Raw genomic sequence first — 17162 nt, 5'->3', positions numbered from 1 at the left:
AGAGCAAGTTCAATACATGTCTCAGGAATTTAAAAATACTTTTTTAAGATAGAAAACACAGAACCATAATAAGAATGTCCAAATAAATTTAAATGCACCAGAAGGTAGTAAAATTGATAGATTTCTATTCTTGCTGAGGTGTTTTTGTCGCTTTTTAAATTTGAGAAATACGCTTCATAAAAAGATGTATCAAAGCCACCAAATAGCTTGGACATAGCAATATCCACTTCATAATGACCATAATAGCTAGCGGGATCAATTAAATACGGTGTGCCATCTTTAGAAATAAGATAATTACCACTCCATAAATCACCGTGTAATAAGGCTGGTTTTATATCTACAAACAGTGACTCTAAGACGTCTTCAATTTTCTGAATAGATGGGCACTCGTTTTTAGAAAGCAACCGCTTTTGTTGAGCTAGCTCTAGTTGCGGTAATAAGCGTTCGTAAATGTAAAAATCTAACCAGGTTTTATGTTGCGTGTTACTTTGCGCTAAGCTCCCAATAAAATTGTCCTGACCTAAGCCAAAATCTTCAGACGTACATTTGTGTAATGCAGCTAATTGAAGTCCTAAGTTTTTAGAATCTTCAGATGAAGGAGATTTGTTTTCAATAAATTCCATTAATAAAAAGGCAGTATCTTCAAAAGTATCGTAAGCTAAAACCTTTGGTGTTTTTATAGTACTTGTTTTGCGAATCAACTGCAGCCCGTGGGCTTCAGATTGAAACATTTTTTTAGCATTAATTGCTCCATTTAATTTTAAGAAATAGGAATTTTTTGGAGTGTCAATACGGTATGCCTTTGAAATATCACCACCTTGAACGGAAAAAACTTTAATTATGGATTCTTTAAGAAGGGTTGATACATATGATCTTAAATCATGGTTCATCACCTTTTTCGTTTATAATGACTTTGAACAATTTGATCAAGAAATACTTCTGTTTTAACATGATTAAACACTAGTGATTTAGGAAGGACATCAAATAACGGAATACCATCGCCCAATAGAATTGGAATGGTTGAAATTCTTAGCTCGTCAATTAAATCGGCTTTAAGAAAATTTTGAACTGTTTTGCCACCATCTATGTACAGGTTGAGAAATCCTCTGTTATGGATAGTATTTAAAACATCCTTTTCGTTGCCTTTTAGTAAGGTTACTTTTTCTTCAAGTGCTTTAGGGGTTTGATTTAAAGAATAACTTAATACAAATACATGCTTTTTATAGGGCCAATCTATACCAAAATTAAGAACCGTTTCGAAGGTTGTTTTACCCATCACGATGGCATCTATTTCATCCATTAAATCATAATAACCCATGCCATTTTGTTCTGGGTTTGGAATCATATCCAACCAATCTAGCTCACCGTTTTTACCAGCAATAAAACCGTCTAAGCTTTTACCAATAAATACAATGTTTTTATATTTCATATCATATTTGAGTTTGTTTAAATAAAATAAAAAGACTCAGAAATATATTTAAAGCTAAAGAATTTAAAGTTCCTTTCTAAGCTTTTTGGGGTGTTATCTTGTATCAAAGATAGCTACTACAAATATATTTTTGGAATCAAACCTGTAAAACAAAGTTGTTTGTTTTGTAATGACATATTTTCTTAAACCCTTTTTAATTTTCGATTCAGGAAAGGATTCTGGTTGGTTTCGAATAATTTGGACAGAAGTATCTAATTTCTCAATAAACCCTAGTTTTACCTGTAAAGACCACTTTTTAATTAAAAAAGAGAAAAGTTGTTCTGATTTCTTTTCAGCAGTTTTAGAAATTACAACTTTTCTATTCATTTATTTGTGTTTCTGGATAAATGAATCGTAATCAGTGACTTTTCCATTTTTAATTTCTAGAGAAGCTTTTTCAATTTCTTTTTTTTGTTCAGGTGATAAGCCGTTCCAGAAATCAGTAGTTTTTTCTTTTTTTAATAACTTTTCGAGACGCTCTATAATATCTTCACTTTGAATTTTTAGAAATTCTTTAATGAATTCTAATTTTCTGGTTTGTAAATCCATTCACAGAGTTTTTACCAAAGATAAAAAATATAGCTATTTTTAGCGGACTACTACTCGGTACTTTTAGTTGTGAGATATAATAATTTAACCTTTTCTTTCCAAAAGAGCCATGTAGAACCCGTCAAAACCAGAAGTATGTGCTAGAACCTTTTTGTCTTTTACTAAAGAAAAATTTGTACCTGCTTCAGATTTTAAAAAAGCTTCCACTTGGTTTTGATTTTCTGATGGTAGTACAGAGCAGGTCGCATACACCAGCTTTCCGTTTGGTTTTACCATTTTAGAATACTGCTGTAATACTTCTTGTTGGGTCTCTCTAATGCGATCTAAAAATTCAGGTTCCAGTTTCCACTTAGCATCTGGGTTTCTACGCAATACGCCTAAACCAGAACAAGGTGCATCTATTAAAACGCGGTCTGCTTTATTGTATAATTTTTTAATTGGTTTAGTAGAATCAATAACTTTTAGTTCCACATTATGAACACCGTTACGTCTCGCTCTAACTTTTAATTTTTTGAGCTTACTTTCGTAAATATCCATAGCAACAATTTGACCTTTATTTTCCATCAGCGAAGCAATGTGCAATGTTTTGCCACCAGCACCAGCACATGTGTCGACCACTTTCATGCCTGGTTTTACATCTAGAAAATCGGCCACTAACTGCGATGATGCATCCTGAACTTCAAAAAAACCATTTTTAAAGGCATCAGTTACAAAAACGTTAGCGCGTTCAACTAATTTAAGAGCAGAGTTGTAACCCTTAATAGGTTCGGTTTCGATGCCTTGATCGAAAAGTATATTTTGTAATTTTTCTTTGGTGGTTTTTAGGGTGTTGGTTCTCAAAATAACATCAGCTTGCTCATTTTGCATCGCTATTTCTTTAGTCCACTTCTCTTCACCTAATTCCTCTAAACCAACATTATCTATCCAATCTGGAATGGATTCTCTAAATTTTCTGATTTTCGAAAACTCATCAAAACGTCCTTTTATTTTTCGGGTAGGCGTCTTTTCGAAATATTTCCAATCTGGTAGTTTTATACCTTTCAAAGTTGCCCAAACAGCAAACATACGCCATAAATTATCTCTATTAAAAGGCTCTTTTACTTCGGCGATTTCAGCGTACAAACGTTTCCAGCGTACAATGTCATAAGTCGTTTCAGCTACAAAAGCTCTATCTCTGGCCCCCCAGCGTTTATCTCTTTTTAGGAGTTGCTGAATAACTTTATCGGCATACTTACCTTCATTAAAAATTAAGGTTAATCCGTCTATAACTGAAAAGCAAAGATTTCTATGTAATCGCATGTTATTTAAATAAGGCTGCAAAGTTACATTTAATTCAGCAATTAATTTCCTAATTTGCGTGCATTAAAAGAATCCCTTGGCAGAGCAAAATTTTATTAATGATCTAAATGCAGGAAAACAATCGGCTTATAGTAAGTTGATTGATGATTTTCAGGACAAGGTATTTGCGACTTGCATATCATTTGTGCCCAATAAAGAAGATGCTGAAGATATAGCTCAGGATGTTTTTATGGAGGTTTTTAATTCTATTCGTAAATTTAAAGGGAATTCTAAACTGTCAACTTGGATATATCGTATTACAACTAATAAATGTTTAGAATTTATAAGAAAAAGGAATACTAAAAAACGTTTTGCTTTTTTACAATCCATAATGGGTAACGACCTACCTATGGATAAAACGAAATACTTTACAGAGATGAACCATCCTGGAATTATTTTAGAGAATAAAGAAAAAAGTGAAACACTATTTCTTGCTATTAATCAACTGTCCGAAGATCAGAGAACTGTATTTACACTTAGCAAGATAGATGGAATGAGCAATAAAGAGATAGGAGAAATTATTAATAAAAGTCTGTCTTCGGTGGAGTCTCTCATGTTCAGGGCGAAGAAAAATTTACAAGGGTTATTAGAGAATTATTATAAAAATGAAAAGTAACGCAAGTTTTTAAAAGTTATGGCATCTAACTATATATAACATGGAAATAAATAAAAACATAGAGGATAAGGTTAAGGATACTTTAAGTGCAGTGGACACTATCGAAGCCGTTAAGGTATCTCCTTTTTTTAAGGATAAAACCATGCAAAAGTTGTTTACAGAGAAAGAAGAAGTGCCATTAATTGGAACATGGTTTTCTCCTAAATTACAATTGGCAACTTTAGTCTGTTTTATTGTTTTAAACATATTGGCCTTTACACAGCTTGACGATAACAAATATGATGAAGATATAAGCGAGTTTGCAGAGACATATGGTTTGTCTTCAGGTTCAGACACATCATTGTTTAATTAAATAAGAGATTATGAAAAAGAACGCACTCTTATATGTATTGTTGCTATTTTTAATAGTCGTTAATGGTTTTTTTCTATTTAATTACTTGGGAGGTTCCAACAAAACAGAAAATAACAATCAGCCTAAAGGCAAAGGACCTGTTGGTTTTATTGTTAAAGAATTAAACTTTGATGAAGACCAAATGTTTCAATTAGAAGACCTTAATAGAGAACATCATCATATAATGAGAGGTATTGGAGGAGAGATCAAGCAATTAAAAGAGGCTTTGTTTAACCAAATATTTGATAAGTCATCCAGTGAAAATAGCATAGATTCTATTACGAGCATGATAGGTGAAAAAATAAAAGAAAGGGATATAGAAACTTTTTATCACCTTAAAGCTATTGAAGCATTGTGTAATGAGCAACAAAAAGAAAAGTTTAAAAAAATAATTAATGAAGCGCTTCATAAAGAAGGCAGAAAAGAGCAAAGACCTCCTTTAAGAAAAGGCGGTCCAGGGTTTGGGCCACCGCCACCAATGCATTAATTTTGCTTCATTTTATAGGGCTTTCAGATATTGAAAGTCTTTTTTTTTGAAAAAAATAGAATTTCGCGCAAGGTTTAATTACGAACTGCATCTAAAAAGACAAATCTCAAATAAAACAATGAAAGTTAAAAGAGCAGCCTTAGTTATTAGTATTTCATTTTTGGTGATATCTGTATTGATTTTAAACCTTTTGGTGATTTTTTCATCATATTAAAAAATAGACCTATGAAAAATTTAAAAAGAATATTAATTATATCTCTATTAACTACCATCATTTTTTTTGCATGCTCTAATGGAGATGATTCTACAACTATAGCAAACGAAGATGGAAATGAACAACCTGCCGATACGGATTATGATATAAGTGCTATTCTTTCAAAATTTGAAGGAACGGGGTTGTCTTATGAAGTAAATGGAAATACGGTTACATTTACAACGCAAGATTTACCGAATCATACAAGTCCATATTGGCCGACAAACAACCCCTTATATGAAGCGTATAATGGTACAAATCCTAATTGGAATATAAACCCTAATACGATTAGTGCACAAAATATAGTTTTTACAATGACGTTAAACCCAGCCGAGGCTGCGAATAAGCAAGTAACAGGTCTAGGGCCAATTGGTATTTCAAGAAATGGCGTTGTGTTTTTTAATCAGTACGCTGGTCCAGATCAGCCGTTAACCAATGAAATTGATTCGTTCGATCAATGGTTGGGACATCCGCAGCGTACAGGGCAATATCATTATCATATAGAACCTACCTATTTAACCCAGCAATTTGGAGAAGATGCTTTTCTAGGGCTTTTAGCGGATGGTTTCCCTGTTTATGGTCCTCTTGAAAATGGTGAAGTTATAACCAATGAGGATTTAGATGCCTATCATGGTCATACTTCTGTAACTGCAGATTTCCCAGAAGGAATTTATCATTATCATATAACCAGTGAAGATCCTTACATTAATGGGAATGGCTATTTTGGAACACCTGGAAATATTACTAATTAGGTGATGATCAAATTAAAACATATCATCTTTTTTGTAGGTGTCCTGTATGCTTGTAATGCTTTGGATTCCGAAAGAGTTCTCAAAGCGTCAGATCCTAATTTGCAGCTTGATAATGGTGTTCTGTTGTATAAAAACACGGCATTTACTGGGAATTTACAAACGTACTATGTTAGTGGGAATTTGAAATCTGATATTGAATATGTAGCTGGTAGAAAAGAAGGTTACGAGAAACATTGGTTTGAGAACGGTTCAAAATCTATGGAGCGTTTATATATAAAAGGAGTTAAATCTGGAGTTCATAAAGCTTGGTGGAATGATACCATTCTTAAATTTGAATATCATTTTAATGAAAAGGGCGAATATCATGGTATAGTTAGAGAATGGTATGAAACCAAGCAATTGTACAGGGATTTTAACTATGTAAATGGAAAAGAAGTTGGTCGTCAGCGTCTTTGGAAACCAGATGGTACTATAAAAGCTAATTATGAAGTAGTCGGAGACGAACGGTTTGGTTTAATAGGGTTAAAAAAATGTTATACGGTAACAACAAATAGCGACGAAATTAAATGAAGTATTCTATTTTAATAGCATTCATTTTTATTATTGCTTCTTGTAAAAACAAGCAAATAGAAAATAGCGACATTGCAAAGTTGCCTTATTTTAATAGTGCCGATTTTACCCCAGAATGGCATAAAGCGACACACAGAATCCCAGAGTTTTCTTTTCTTAACCAGAATGGAGAAACTGTTACTAATGAAACGTATAAAGGGAAGATTTATATCGCTGATTTCTTTTTTACCAGTTGCCCTGGTATTTGCCCCAAGCTTACCAAAAATATGGGAAGTATTCAGGAGGCTTATAAAAATGATAAAGATATTATGATGCTTTCTCACACGGTCATGCCTTGGAAAGACTCCATACCTGTTTTAAAAGATTATGCCCAAAGAAATCATGTAAATGCTGCTAGGTGGCATTTAGTGACTGGAGATAAAGAGGCATTGTATAAAATAGCTAGGAACGGGTATTTCGCCGATGAAGATTTTATAAAAACACAAAATGAGAGCGACTTTATACATACCGAAAACTTTATTTTGATAGATAAACAAGGATATATACGGGGCGTTTATAATGGCACTTTGGAAATTGATATAGAACGATTAAAGAGGCATATTACTATTTTAAAAGGAAAGGGATAAATTTTAATTAATAGTATTATTGTAAAGCTTCGTGATTCATCACGAAGCTTTTTCTATTTTTATAGAAATTTAGGTTTTATGAAAAAGGTATCTTTACTGTTAATAGCCATGTTTATATTTTTTGGATTTAAAGCGTTCAATACATTTAAGTTTCGAAACATTAATAGTGTTGAGATTAGTACCATTATAAAAGATTCCTTATTGAATGTTAGGGCACTAGAAATTATTGAAAATACTAATGTTTTGGTTTTTTTAACGTCCAACGGAAACATGGGTGTTGTACCTATTGAGGAAAATGGAACATCTAATAAAAATATAGCGTATCCCATTAAAGTTAAGAGTGATTCGATATCCCCTAATTTCAGGGCTTTGGCAGGGAGCAGTAAACACGGGTATGGCTTAAGCATAGGATCCCCAGCTTTGTTGTTTAAGTTAGATATAGGCAAAGATACTGTAGTTTACAGGGAAAATCATCCTAAGACTTTTTATGATTCCATGGATTTCTGGAATAACCAAGAAGGTATTGCTATTGGAGATCCTACAAACGATTGTATGAGTATTATTATTACAAGAGATGGTGGGGAAACATGGCACAAATTACCCTGCGATTCTTTACCAAAAGTTAATGAAGGTGAAGCCGCTTTTGCAGCAAGCGATACTAATATTGCTATTGTAGGGAACCATACTTGGGTAGCTACAGGAGGAAAATCTAGTAGAATTTTATATTCACCCGATAAAGGAAAAACCTGGAAAGTTTATAATACACCAATAGTTCAAGGTTTAGAAACAACAGGTATGTATTCTATCGATTTTTATGATGAGCTCAATGGCTTTGCTATAGGTGGAGATTACACAAAACCAGAAGATAATGCTGCTAATAAAATTAAAACAATTGATGGAGGTAAAACCTGGGAATTAGTAGCTCAAAATAAAAACCCTGGCTATAGAAGCTGTGTACAATATATTCCAAATAGGGGAGGCAAAGAACTGGTTGCCGTTGGGTTTAAAGGGATAGATTATAGTAATGATTCTGGAAATTCATGGAAACATTTAAATGATGAAGGCTTTTATACGATCCGATTTTTAAACGATTCAATAGCTTACGCCGCTGGGGCAGGAAGTATTTCAAAGTTAACCTTTAGAGAGTAAAAAGTTCATGAAAAGTGTGAAGGCTAGGCAACATGTTAGGGATATTCAATCTAATTTATTCCCTTTTCCTTCCTTTGTAACCTCTATTTTTAAAGTGCTGGAGCATTTTTCTTTTAAAATCATCCTCAGCTATTTTTAATAAAATTATTTTTCTGGGAGGCAAGATTTGCAATAATTTATTTGATAACTCCATACGCTGGTTATGGAGGGCACTTTCGGCTTTATTTAGCTTCGTGATTAGATCTTTTGCTTTTTTATCTGTTAAGGTGTTTATATTGCTTCTAATTTCACGACGAATACTTCTAATATCTTCATGTCTTATTTTAGAGGTTACCTTATCATAATTATTGTAAACCGGCCAAAATTTCTGAGCTTCATCCTCTGTTAAATCTAGTTTTTCAGTAATGAACGAAATTTTAAGAGCTTTAATTTTTCCTCTATCATGTTGTGCTAAAATATTTAGCGAAAGAAAAAATATTAATATAGGTAGTATGATTTTTTTCATGAGTTTGTACTTTATTCAATAATAAGATCTTCAATGTCCAGATTGTCTAATATATAGGTTTTTACAGATTCTTCTTCAACTTTATACTCTATAAAGTTTTCTTCTAACAAATCTTCTTCAGGTAGTAATGTTGCAATTTCATAAGAACCAATATTTTCATTCAATATATAATTCTCAACGGTTTCAAAATCTAAAGAATCAAAAGTTGGTTTACTTTTAAAAATTGAAAGATTAAATAAAAGTAGTGCAGCCGCTGCTATACCAGATATGTAAATGATGCTTCTTTTTCTAAATAAAGGCACTACTTTTACAGGAGGCTTGGTTGAAACTTTTTCCATAACCTTATCTTCTAAAGTGTCAAAGTAGCCCTCAGGTAGTTTAAAACCAGAATCATTTGATGCTTCTTTAAGTTTTATATCACTTAAAAGAGCATCTTCCAAAGTATCAAAATAATCCTTGGGAACTTTAAACCCAGTTTTTTTAATGTTATGTAGTTTATTCTGTTTCATTATCTATTAAGACTTATAGTTTTAATAAAGGTTTAATCTTTAGTTAAATAGGTTTCAATTTTCTTAACAGCGATGTGATAAGAAGCTTTTAATGCACCTTCACTGGTTTCTAGTATGTCGGCCATATCTTTATACTTTATGTCTTCAAAATATTTCATATTAAAAACGAGCTGTTGCTTTTCTGGCAAAGTAGCAATAGCCTGTTGTAATTTTAGTTGAATGGCGTCGCCTTCAAAATAAACATCGGATGCTAAATTGTTTATTGCTAATTGTTGCACTTCTTCACTTGTAATTTGCAGACGTTTAGCATTTTTATTAATTAATGTAATCGATTCGTTAGTAGCAATGCGGTATAACCATGAAAACAATTTACTATCTCCTTTAAAGTTATGAATGTTTTTATAAACTTTAATAAATGTATTTTGGAGTACGTCATCAGTATCATCGTGTGATTTTACTATATGACGAATATGCCAGTATAAGCGATCTTTATAAAGCGTGATTAGCGTTCTAAAAGCGTGATCTTTATGGCTTTCAGATTTTAATTGTTCTACTAGTTGCGTTTCGTTGGTCACAAAAAATATTTAGTCTTTAGACTAATAAAAATACAGAAAGTTTAAGTTTTATTTTTTAATATTTTGTAATTAACTGATAATCAATTTAATGTAGTTATTTTTATCGATTAAATGTATTAAATCGACGATTAAATGCGTTTTTTCTTGGTTCAAAAGGTTTTTTGTTTTATGTTTGTAACAGAAACCTACTTATTGTTGTTAGTCGTCCCCAAGTCTATCAATGAACAAAAAAGGATAGATGCCCAAATCTCTATCCTTTTTTACTTTTTAGTTATTAATATTATCCGAAACTTTGCATTTCTACAAGTTTGTAGTAGGTTCCTTTTTTACTAATAAGATCTTTATGTTTACCTTGTTCGACAATTTCCCCTTTATTAAGAACTATAATTTCATCGGCATTTTGTATGGTAGATAATCTATGTGCAATAACAATAGAAGTTCTGTTTTTCATCATATTTTCTAAAGCGACTTGTACTAAACGTTCACTCTCGGTATCCAGAGCCGAAGTTGCTTCATCTAAAACCATAATAGGCGGACTTTTAAGAACTGCACGAGCGATACTTAAACGTTGCTTTTGACCACCAGAAAGCTTATTTCCTGAGTCTCCGATATTTGTATTAATAGTTTCGGGCAAATCCTTAACAAATTCCCAGGCATTGGCAATTTTTAAGGCTTCAATGATGTCATTATCATTGGCATTGTCATTACCAAGTTTTAAATTATTCTTTATACTATCGTTAAATAAAATAGCATCTTGAGTTACTATACCTAATTGACGTCTTAAGGAATCAGTTGTTAAATCTCGAATATCTATACCGTCTATTGAAATTTCTCCTTTGTTAACATCGTAAAAACGTGTTATTAAATTGGCAATAGTTGATTTTCCACTTCCAGATTGTCCAACCAAAGCTACCGTTTTTCCTTTAGGGATAGTTAATGAGAAGTTTTTCAGTACATAATCGTCCTCATATTTAAAAGAAATGTTTTTAAATTCTATTTCAGAATCAAAACTCATTTTTGCAATGGCATTTTCTTTATCCTTTAAAGGGTTAGGGGTATCAATGATTTCTTGAATTCTTTCAGCTGCGGCACCTCCTTTTTTAATATTATAAAGCCCACGTGAAATAGCTTTGGCAGGTGTTAATATTTGATAAGATAACCCCATGTAGATTAAGAAGCTGGTACTGTCTAGTGCTAAGTTCTGGTCTTTAGTTAGAACTAAACTACCTCCATACCATAATATAACAGCGATCATACAAATTCCTAAAAATTCACTGGAAGGAGATGCTAAGTTTTGCCTGTTCATTAATTTATTAGAAAACTTATAAAACCTAGATGTAGATTCTTGAAACTTTTCATTGAATTTATTTTCTGCACTAAAACCTTTAATGATTCTTAAACCTGTTAAGGTTTCTTCTAAAGTGGATAAAAATAAGCCTTGTTCTTTTTGAACGCGATCAGATTTTCGTTTTAAACTTTTGCCAATTTTAGATATAATAAACCCCATTATAGGAATAAAAATAAATACAAAGAGCGTAAGTTTTGCACTTATAATGAGCATAGCCGCTATTGTGAATATAATAGTTAACGGCTCTCTTACAATAAGTTCTAATACAGATAGGAAAGAATATTGTAAATCTAAAACATCACTGGTAACCCTAGCTAAAATGTCCCCTTTTCGTTGTTCTGATAAATACGATAAAGGCAGCTCTATGGTTTTTTTATAAACTCTATTTCTAAGATCTCTTATAACGCCATTACGCAAAAACACTAAAAAGTAGTTTGCCAAATAACCAGATAAGTTTTTGAGTAAAAACATGATAACAATTAAACCAACTGTAAATAATAGGGCTTTTGATTTATCCCCACCGGTAAATTGATTCATTTCATATGCCAAATAGTTTTCAACATAATCTCCAATTTCCATATAACCTTCATAAATGGGTTTTGTTGTTGGAGCTATTTTATTTTCTTTAAAAATGACATCCAACATCGGTTTTAAAGAAATGAAGGATAATGTGCCAAATAAGGCAAAAAACACATTGGATATAATATGTCCTATAGCAAATCTTTTATATGGCTTTGCGTATCGTAGAATATTTACAAAATGACTCATCTAGTAGTATTTGTTATGTTTTAAAGCTATTCTAGAATGAATTAAATGTTTCATTAATTAAGTTTCATATCTTTTAAAATAGCATCTATTTTAGATTCTAGCTTAGCTTCGGTATCATAAAAAGCATCAACAGATTCTAAATCGTCATTTACACTAACGTAGAATTTTATTTTTGGTTCTGTTCCACTAGGTCTTAGTGCTATTTGGCTGCCATCTTCTGTATAATAAATCAATACATTGGATTTTGGAATGTCAATCGTACTTTCTTCACCAGAAATCATGTTTTTACTAACAGATAATTGATAATCTTCAACTTTAATTACCTTAGATCCATTGACTTCAGTTAAAGGGTTTTCACGTGCATCGATCATCATTTGCTTAATTTCTTCGGCACCTTCAATACCTTTTTTGGTAAGCGATATCAAGCGCTCTTTGTAAAACCCGTGTTCAGCATATAAATTTATAAGCTCACTGAAAAAAGAACTACCATTAGCTTTACACTGTGCAGCTATTTCGCAAGCTAGAAGTGTTGAGGTAACAGCATCTTTATCTCTAACAAAATCACCTACCATAAAACCAAAACTTTCTTCGCCACCACCAATAAAATCAAGCTCAGGGAAATCTTTTATTAATTTAGCTATCCATTTAAAACCTGTTAATACAATTTTGCTATCTACGCTATAAGCTTCGGCAAGCTTATTAAGCATGGGTGTAGATACTATGGTTGAGGCAATAAATCCTTTTCCTTTAATTTTTCCTTCAGCTTTCCATTGCTTTAATAAGAAATCGGTCATCATAACCATAGTTTGATTCCCATTAAGCAATTGTAGCTTATTCTCTGAATTACGAACAGCAACGCCCAATCTGTCACAATCAGGATCGGTTCCTATAACGATATCGGCACCTACTTTGTCTGCTAACTCCAATGCCATTTTTAATGCGGCAGGCTCTTCTGGATTAGGTGATGCTACGGTTGGAAAATCACCATCAGGGACTTCTTGTTCTTTTACGATATGAACATTTTTGTATCCAGCACGCTTTAAAGTTTCTGGGACTGCTGTAATTGACGTACCGTGAAGTGATGTGAATACAATGTTTAAGTTGTCTTTGGCTTCTTGTGAAGCTCCACAACTACCATTTTTTACTGAAGCATTTATAAACGTATCATCAACATCCTTTCCTATGTAATGAATAAGATCGTTATTCGCTTCAAATTTTATATTGGCGTAGTCAAGGTTGTTTATAACTTGTATTAAGGCATCGTCATGTGGCGGAACTAGTTGGCCTCCATCTTGCCAATATACTTTATATCCATTGTATTCTGGCGGGTTATGGGAAGCTGTTAAAACGATACCACAATGACAGTTTAAATGTTTAACGGCAAAAGATAATTCTGGTGTAGCACGTAAATCCTCAAACAAATAAACTTCAATACTATTTGCCGAAAAAACATCAGCAACAACTTTAGCTAATGTCTTGCTATTGTGTCTGCAATCGTATGCGATAACAGCTTTTGGATTTTCGTTTGGAAACGATTTGTGTAAATAATCACTTAATCCCTGAGTACTTTTTCCTAAAGTATATTTATTGATGCGGTTGGTTCCAACTCCCATAATACCTCGCATACCACCAGTTCCAAATTCTAAGTCTTTATAAAAACTTTCTTGAATGTCTTTTGGATTGCTAGCAATGCTGTCTTTAATGAATGCTTGAGTTTCATTATCAAAAGTTGGCGTTAACCATGTATTGATTCTATCTAAAATTTTTGGTTCTATGTAAATCATATGTCAGTTAAATAAATGCAAAAATAATCAATTAACGAGATAATATCTTTGTTTTTCACGTTGAACTAATATTTAATAACGCAAACGTTTTAGTATTTTTATAAGGCATTAGTAGGTTGTATTTTTTTGAAAAAGTATGAATGCTAATTAAAGTTCAGTTCCTTTTTAATATAATAGCGCTTTTTGCCTTGTTTGGTACGCAAAACAATTTCACCTAAAAAGCCAGCAACAAAAAATTGTGTGCCGATAACCATGGTTGAAAGGGCAATATAAAATTGAGGACGTTCTGTAATAAGTCTGCCCGTTGGATTTAAAAATAGTTTATCGATACCTAAATAGAATGCAAATCCAAAACCAATGGTAAACATAATAAAACCTAATGCGCCAAATAGATGCATAGGGCGTTTACCGAAGCGTGACAAGAACCAAATAGTGATTAAATCTAAAAAACCATGGACAAAGCGATTCATACCGAATTTTGTTTCTCCATATTTTCTAGCTTGATGTTGTACTATTTTCTCACCAATTTTTGTAAACCCTGCATTTTTAGATAATACAGGAATGTATCGATGCATTTCACCGTTAACATCAATATTTTTAACAACATTTAAGTGATATGCTTTAAGTCCGCAATTAAAGTCGTTTAATTTAACACCAGATGTTTTTCTAGCAGCCCAATTGAATAATTTTGATGGCAAGTTTTTAGCAATAACAGAATCGTAACGCTTCTTTTTCCATCCAGAAACCAGATCGTAGCCACCATTTGTAATCATATTGTAGAGTTCTGGAATTTCATCAGGATTATCCTGCAAGTCTGCATCCATAGTAATAACCACATTGCCCTTGGCTTTTTCAAAGCCAGCATGTAGTGCTTGGGATTTTCCAAAATTTTTAAAAAAGCGAATGCCTTTTACGTGATTGTTTTGTGATGCTAATTGAGAAATAATTTGCCAGGAATTATCTGTACTGCCGTCATCAATGAAAATAATTTCATATGAAAAATGATTGGATTGCATAACTTTTGCAATCCAATCATATAATTCTGTTAAAGAGTCTTGTTCGTTTAGTAGTGGTATAACTACAGATATATTCATTTAAATATTTTCAAAATTCAATATTCAAAAATAATGAATTTATTCTGTGTCTGGCTTACTTTTTTTCATCGCAGCAGCAACAATTAACCCGATAATACTAAAAAGCACTAAATATCCTGCCAGTCCTTTAAAAATGTTTCCTAACGAATATTGATTTTGAGACTCAATTTGCTCAACAGACTCGGCTATCTTCTCACTAGGAACATTAAAACTTTCAAGTGTTTGAACGGTTTGTTCAATAGTCTTTTCTTTCAATACCTCTGCAGCATCAGTATCGATAAAATTAAATAATAGATAAGAAACCAGAGTGCTTATTACTAAGCCAATTAAAACAGTGAAAAAGTATGCAGTAAACGCTTCCTTAAAAGAGGCATATCCATTTTGAAGTTGTTTTGTTTTGGCAACTGAAATAATTCCTAAGACTATTATTGTTATTAGAATAAAAATTCCGTACCACATGTTTGTTAGTAAATCAAGGCTTACAGCGTAAGCCACAACGGTTAAAAGAGCCAGTATTGCACCTAAATATAGTCCGTAATTTGAAGCAATAGACTTTAAAGATTTTTCCATAATATTTTGTTTAAAAATGTTAGTTGATCTGTTAGTATACTAATATAATAAAATGTTACACGAAAAGGTTAAAATAAAAAATAATAAAAAATATTGCGGATTTATAAAAAATACTTAAATTTGCAGCTCGAAAATTGTAAAGAATAAAAGCATTTAGTGATGAGAAAAGGTATACATCCAGAAAATTATAGATTAGTAGCATTTAAAGATATGTCTAATGATGATGTGTTTTTAACAAAATCTACTGCAGATACTAATGAAACTATTGAAGTTGATGGTGTTGAGTATCCACTTGTTAAAATGGAGATATCAAGAACTTCTCACCCTTATTACACTGGTAAATCTAAATTAGTAGATACTGCTGGTCGTATTGATAAATTCAAGACAAAATACGCTAAATTTAAAAAATAATTTAAGCGCAATTCATATTCGTAATATAAATATTTATAAAGCCTTTCAGTTTATGAAAGGCTTTTATATTTTATCTAATTGAGTTACTTTTGAATGTATAAATAATACATGCGATAGTAAAACGTACAAAACTTGTAGCTTCTTAACTCATAATTTTGATTTTTTATGAATTACATTCTTTTTGATGGATCTTCTCGTAACAATTTGTTGCCGTTTACATTTACCAGACCAGTAGCCGATATTAGGGTTGGAATTTTAACCATTCGTGAAAAGTGGGAAGCTTTTTTGAAAACCACAACGACAACTATTACCGAAGACTATCTATCTGATAAATATCCTATGGTAGAACTGGAAGAAAATGTGATGATTAATGCATCATGCCTTCCAAATTTTGAATTGGTAAACAAAATAAAAGATTTAAAAGAGCACCAAGCCATTTTTAAAGACGATACTATTATTGCATTTTTTGCTAAAGAAGGACAAGAGGATATAGACTTCAATGCTTTTGAAAAATTTGAATTTGAGAGTCATATTATAAAGATTGAAAATACTTGGGATATTTTTTCTAAGAATGGAGAAGCTATTCAAGAAGATTTTAACTTACTTACAAAAGATAGAACGTCGCAACCCATACCATCGAGTAACAATGTGATTGCTCCAGAGAATATTTTTGTAGAAGAAGGAGCTAAATTGGAGTTTGTAACACTTAATGCTAGCGGAGGACCTATTTACATTGGTAAGAATACAGAGATAATGGAAGGAAGCATTATACGCGGAGCTTTTGCTTTATGTGAAAATGCTATGGTGAAGTTAGCTGCAAAGATTTATGGGCCAACAACCATTGGACCTAGTAGTAAAGTAGGCGGTGAGGTTAACAACGCAGTTTTATTTGCTAACTCGAATAAAGGTCATGATGGCTTTTTGGGGAATTCTGTTTTGGGAGAATGGTGCAACCTAGGAGCAGATACTAATACGTCTAATTTAAAAAATAATTACGCCGAAGTGCGTTTGTGGGATTATGAAACTGAAGGTTTTGCTAAGACGGGATTGCAGTTTTGTGGGCTCATGATGGGAGATCACAGTAAATGTGGTATCAACACGATGTTCAACACAGGAACCGTTGTAGGTGTTAGTGCTAATATTTTTGGCAGCGGATTTCCAAGAAATTTTGTGCCAAGTTTTAGCTGGGGAGGCAGTAATGGTTTTACAACCTATTTAACCAAGAAAGCATTTGAAGTAGCTGGCATTGTTATGGCTAGGCGTAATAAGGAATTTACAGAACAGGATCAGGCAATTCTGGAACATGTTTTCGAAGAAACCAAAAAATATAGAAGAGAATAATTTATAAATCGGCAATAGCGCATTGTAATCGATTTGAATTCAAATCATTATATTTGTT

Annotated in this window: 21 protein-coding genes; 9 read left to right on the top strand and 12 right to left on the bottom strand. The window is 32.3% G+C overall.

Annotation, left to right across the window (positions count from 1 at the left end; genetic code table 11):
• Positions 1–29: 29 nt before the first annotated feature.
• The 5 genes from HHX25_RS04265 to HHX25_RS04245 all read right to left on the bottom strand — a co-directional run bounded on the left by HHX25_RS04265 (position 30) and on the right by HHX25_RS04245 (position 3316).
• The gene (locus tag HHX25_RS04265) at positions 30–890 is read right to left on the bottom strand and encodes a fructosamine kinase family protein (protein ID WP_169670491.1); all 861 of its coding nucleotides are present in this window, start codon (positions 888–890) and stop codon (positions 30–32) included.
• Entirely contained in the window at positions 890–1429 is a 540-nt protein-coding gene (locus HHX25_RS04260) for a dihydrofolate reductase family protein (RefSeq protein ID WP_169670489.1), read from the bottom strand. The genes HHX25_RS04265 and HHX25_RS04260 overlap by 1 nt, the downstream gene beginning before the upstream one ends.
• A gap of 93 nt (positions 1430–1522) precedes the next feature.
• On the bottom strand, positions 1523–1795 hold the full coding sequence (locus tag HHX25_RS04255) for a type II toxin-antitoxin system RelE/ParE family toxin (RefSeq protein WP_169670486.1): 273 nt from the start codon (positions 1793–1795) through the stop codon (positions 1523–1525).
• Positions 1796–2017 carry a hypothetical protein gene (locus HHX25_RS04250; protein ID WP_169670484.1) on the bottom strand — a complete coding sequence of 74 codons (222 nt, stop codon included), beginning with the start codon at positions 2015–2017 and terminating at the stop codon, positions 1796–1798. It abuts the gene before it with no gap.
• A gap of 84 nt (positions 2018–2101) precedes the next feature.
• Positions 2102–3316 carry an RsmB/NOP family class I SAM-dependent RNA methyltransferase gene (locus HHX25_RS04245; protein WP_169670481.1) on the bottom strand — a complete coding sequence of 405 codons (1215 nt, stop codon included), beginning with the start codon at positions 3314–3316 and terminating at the stop codon, positions 2102–2104.
• Between the two features lie 76 nt (positions 3317–3392).
• Between HHX25_RS04245 and HHX25_RS04240 the strand changes: the two genes are divergently transcribed.
• The 7 genes from HHX25_RS04240 (at position 3393) to HHX25_RS04210 (ending at position 8199) form a co-directional block, all read left to right on the top strand.
• Positions 3393–3971 carry an RNA polymerase sigma factor gene (locus HHX25_RS04240; RefSeq protein WP_169670479.1) on the top strand — a complete coding sequence of 193 codons (579 nt, stop codon included), beginning with the start codon at positions 3393–3395 and terminating at the stop codon, positions 3969–3971.
• Between the two features lie 40 nt (positions 3972–4011).
• Complete coding sequence (locus HHX25_RS04235; protein ID WP_169670477.1) at positions 4012–4323, top strand: hypothetical protein; 312 nt, start codon at positions 4012–4014, stop codon at positions 4321–4323.
• Positions 4324–4333: 10 nt separating this feature from the next.
• Positions 4334–4849: a Spy/CpxP family protein refolding chaperone gene (locus tag HHX25_RS04230; protein ID WP_169670475.1), complete on the top strand. Its 516-nt coding sequence runs from the start codon at positions 4334–4336 to the stop codon at positions 4847–4849.
• A gap of 225 nt (positions 4850–5074) precedes the next feature.
• A complete protein-coding gene (locus HHX25_RS04225) occupies positions 5075–5854 on the top strand; it encodes a YHYH protein (protein WP_169670473.1) in 780 nt (259 codons plus the stop codon).
• Between the two features lie 3 nt (positions 5855–5857).
• Positions 5858–6424 (top strand): toxin-antitoxin system YwqK family antitoxin, encoded by a 567-nt coding sequence (locus HHX25_RS04220; protein WP_240964230.1) that lies wholly within the window; start codon positions 5858–5860, stop codon positions 6422–6424.
• Positions 6421–7050 (top strand): SCO family protein, encoded by a 630-nt coding sequence (locus HHX25_RS04215; RefSeq protein ID WP_169670471.1) that lies wholly within the window; start codon positions 6421–6423, stop codon positions 7048–7050. The genes HHX25_RS04220 and HHX25_RS04215 overlap by 4 nt, the downstream gene beginning before the upstream one ends.
• Positions 7051–7128: 78 nt before the next feature.
• Positions 7129–8199 carry a WD40/YVTN/BNR-like repeat-containing protein gene (locus HHX25_RS04210; RefSeq protein WP_169670469.1) on the top strand — a complete coding sequence of 357 codons (1071 nt, stop codon included), beginning with the start codon at positions 7129–7131 and terminating at the stop codon, positions 8197–8199.
• A gap of 55 nt (positions 8200–8254) precedes the next feature.
• Here HHX25_RS04210 and HHX25_RS04205 read toward each other — a convergent pair whose 3' ends face one another.
• The 7 genes from HHX25_RS04205 to HHX25_RS04175 form a co-directional block, all read right to left on the bottom strand.
• Positions 8255–8704 (bottom strand): Spy/CpxP family protein refolding chaperone, encoded by a 450-nt coding sequence (locus tag HHX25_RS04205; RefSeq protein WP_169670467.1) that lies wholly within the window; start codon positions 8702–8704, stop codon positions 8255–8257.
• Positions 8705–8715: 11 nt separating this feature from the next.
• Complete coding sequence (locus HHX25_RS04200) at positions 8716–9213, bottom strand: hypothetical protein (RefSeq protein ID WP_169670465.1); 498 nt, start codon at positions 9211–9213, stop codon at positions 8716–8718.
• A 32-nt stretch (positions 9214–9245) separates the two neighbouring features.
• The gene (locus HHX25_RS04195; RefSeq protein WP_169670463.1) at positions 9246–9788 is read right to left on the bottom strand and encodes an RNA polymerase sigma factor; all 543 of its coding nucleotides are present in this window, start codon (positions 9786–9788) and stop codon (positions 9246–9248) included.
• A 280-nt stretch (positions 9789–10068) separates the two neighbouring features.
• Positions 10069–11904 carry an ABC transporter ATP-binding protein gene (locus HHX25_RS04190; protein ID WP_169670461.1) on the bottom strand — a complete coding sequence of 612 codons (1836 nt, stop codon included), beginning with the start codon at positions 11902–11904 and terminating at the stop codon, positions 10069–10071.
• 53 nt (positions 11905–11957) lie between these two features.
• Positions 11958–13688: a phospho-sugar mutase gene (locus HHX25_RS04185; RefSeq protein WP_205957989.1), complete on the bottom strand. Its 1731-nt coding sequence runs from the start codon at positions 13686–13688 to the stop codon at positions 11958–11960.
• Between the two features lie 143 nt (positions 13689–13831).
• The gene (locus tag HHX25_RS04180) at positions 13832–14782 is read right to left on the bottom strand and encodes a glycosyltransferase family 2 protein (RefSeq protein WP_169670459.1); all 951 of its coding nucleotides are present in this window, start codon (positions 14780–14782) and stop codon (positions 13832–13834) included.
• A 39-nt stretch (positions 14783–14821) separates the two neighbouring features.
• Positions 14822–15352, bottom strand: a complete 531-nt coding sequence (locus tag HHX25_RS04175; RefSeq protein ID WP_169670457.1) for a DUF4199 domain-containing protein — start codon at positions 15350–15352, stop codon at positions 14822–14824.
• A 159-nt stretch (positions 15353–15511) separates the two neighbouring features.
• On the opposite strand from HHX25_RS04175, the gene HHX25_RS04170 reads away from it, so the two are divergent.
• Positions 15512–15763, top strand: coding sequence for a type B 50S ribosomal protein L31 (locus HHX25_RS04170; RefSeq protein ID WP_102757447.1), 252 nt, complete (start codon positions 15512–15514; stop codon positions 15761–15763).
• Between the two features lie 165 nt (positions 15764–15928).
• Entirely contained in the window at positions 15929–17104 is a 1176-nt protein-coding gene (locus HHX25_RS04165) for a GlmU family protein (protein ID WP_169670455.1), read from the top strand.
• Positions 17105–17162 lie beyond the last annotated feature (58 nt).

Origin of the sequence: Flavivirga algicola, from assembly GCF_012910715.1 — a bacterium.
Classification (GTDB): Bacteria; Bacteroidota; Bacteroidia; order Flavobacteriales; family Flavobacteriaceae; genus Flavivirga; species Flavivirga algicola.
This window is presented reverse-complemented; position numbering and strand designations above follow the sequence as displayed.

Bases quoted from the DNA above. Each gene is read 5' to 3' on its own strand.
- HHX25_RS04250 (WP_169670484.1), bottom strand. From the start codon at position 2,017: ATGGATTTACAAACCAGAAAATTAGAATTCATTAAAGAATTTCTAAAA.
- HHX25_RS04230 (WP_169670475.1), top strand. From the start codon at position 4,334: ATGAAAAAGAACGCACTCTTATATGTATTGTTGCTATTTTTAATAGTC.
- HHX25_RS04255 (WP_169670486.1), bottom strand. From the start codon at position 1,795: ATGAATAGAAAAGTTGTAATTTCTAAAACTGCTGAAAAGAAATCAGAA.
- HHX25_RS04205 (WP_169670467.1), bottom strand. From the start codon at position 8,704: ATGAAAAAAATCATACTACCTATATTAATATTTTTTCTTTCGCTAAAT.
- HHX25_RS04175 (WP_169670457.1), bottom strand. From the start codon at position 15,352: ATGGAAAAATCTTTAAAGTCTATTGCTTCAAATTACGGACTATATTTA.
- HHX25_RS04220 (WP_240964230.1), top strand. From the start codon at position 5,858: ATGATCAAATTAAAACATATCATCTTTTTTGTAGGTGTCCTGTATGCT.
- HHX25_RS04200 (WP_169670465.1), bottom strand. From the start codon at position 9,213: ATGAAACAGAATAAACTACATAACATTAAAAAAACTGGGTTTAAAGTT.
- HHX25_RS04265 (WP_169670491.1), bottom strand. From the start codon at position 890: ATGAACCATGATTTAAGATCATATGTATCAACCCTTCTTAAAGAATCC.
- HHX25_RS04185 (WP_205957989.1), bottom strand. From the start codon at position 13,688: ATGATTTACATAGAACCAAAAATTTTAGATAGAATCAATACATGGTTA.
- HHX25_RS04170 (WP_102757447.1), top strand. From the start codon at position 15,512: ATGAGAAAAGGTATACATCCAGAAAATTATAGATTAGTAGCATTTAAA.
- HHX25_RS04245 (WP_169670481.1), bottom strand. From the start codon at position 3,316: ATGCGATTACATAGAAATCTTTGCTTTTCAGTTATAGACGGATTAACC.
- HHX25_RS04260 (WP_169670489.1), bottom strand. From the start codon at position 1,429: ATGAAATATAAAAACATTGTATTTATTGGTAAAAGCTTAGACGGTTTT.
- HHX25_RS04165 (WP_169670455.1), top strand. From the start codon at position 15,929: ATGAATTACATTCTTTTTGATGGATCTTCTCGTAACAATTTGTTGCCG.
- HHX25_RS04225 (WP_169670473.1), top strand. From the start codon at position 5,075: ATGAAAAATTTAAAAAGAATATTAATTATATCTCTATTAACTACCATC.
- HHX25_RS04215 (WP_169670471.1), top strand. From the start codon at position 6,421: ATGAAGTATTCTATTTTAATAGCATTCATTTTTATTATTGCTTCTTGT.
- HHX25_RS04180 (WP_169670459.1), bottom strand. From the start codon at position 14,782: ATGAATATATCTGTAGTTATACCACTACTAAACGAACAAGACTCTTTA.
- HHX25_RS04210 (WP_169670469.1), top strand. From the start codon at position 7,129: ATGAAAAAGGTATCTTTACTGTTAATAGCCATGTTTATATTTTTTGGA.
- HHX25_RS04190 (WP_169670461.1), bottom strand. From the start codon at position 11,904: ATGAGTCATTTTGTAAATATTCTACGATACGCAAAGCCATATAAAAGA.
- HHX25_RS04235 (WP_169670477.1), top strand. From the start codon at position 4,012: ATGGAAATAAATAAAAACATAGAGGATAAGGTTAAGGATACTTTAAGT.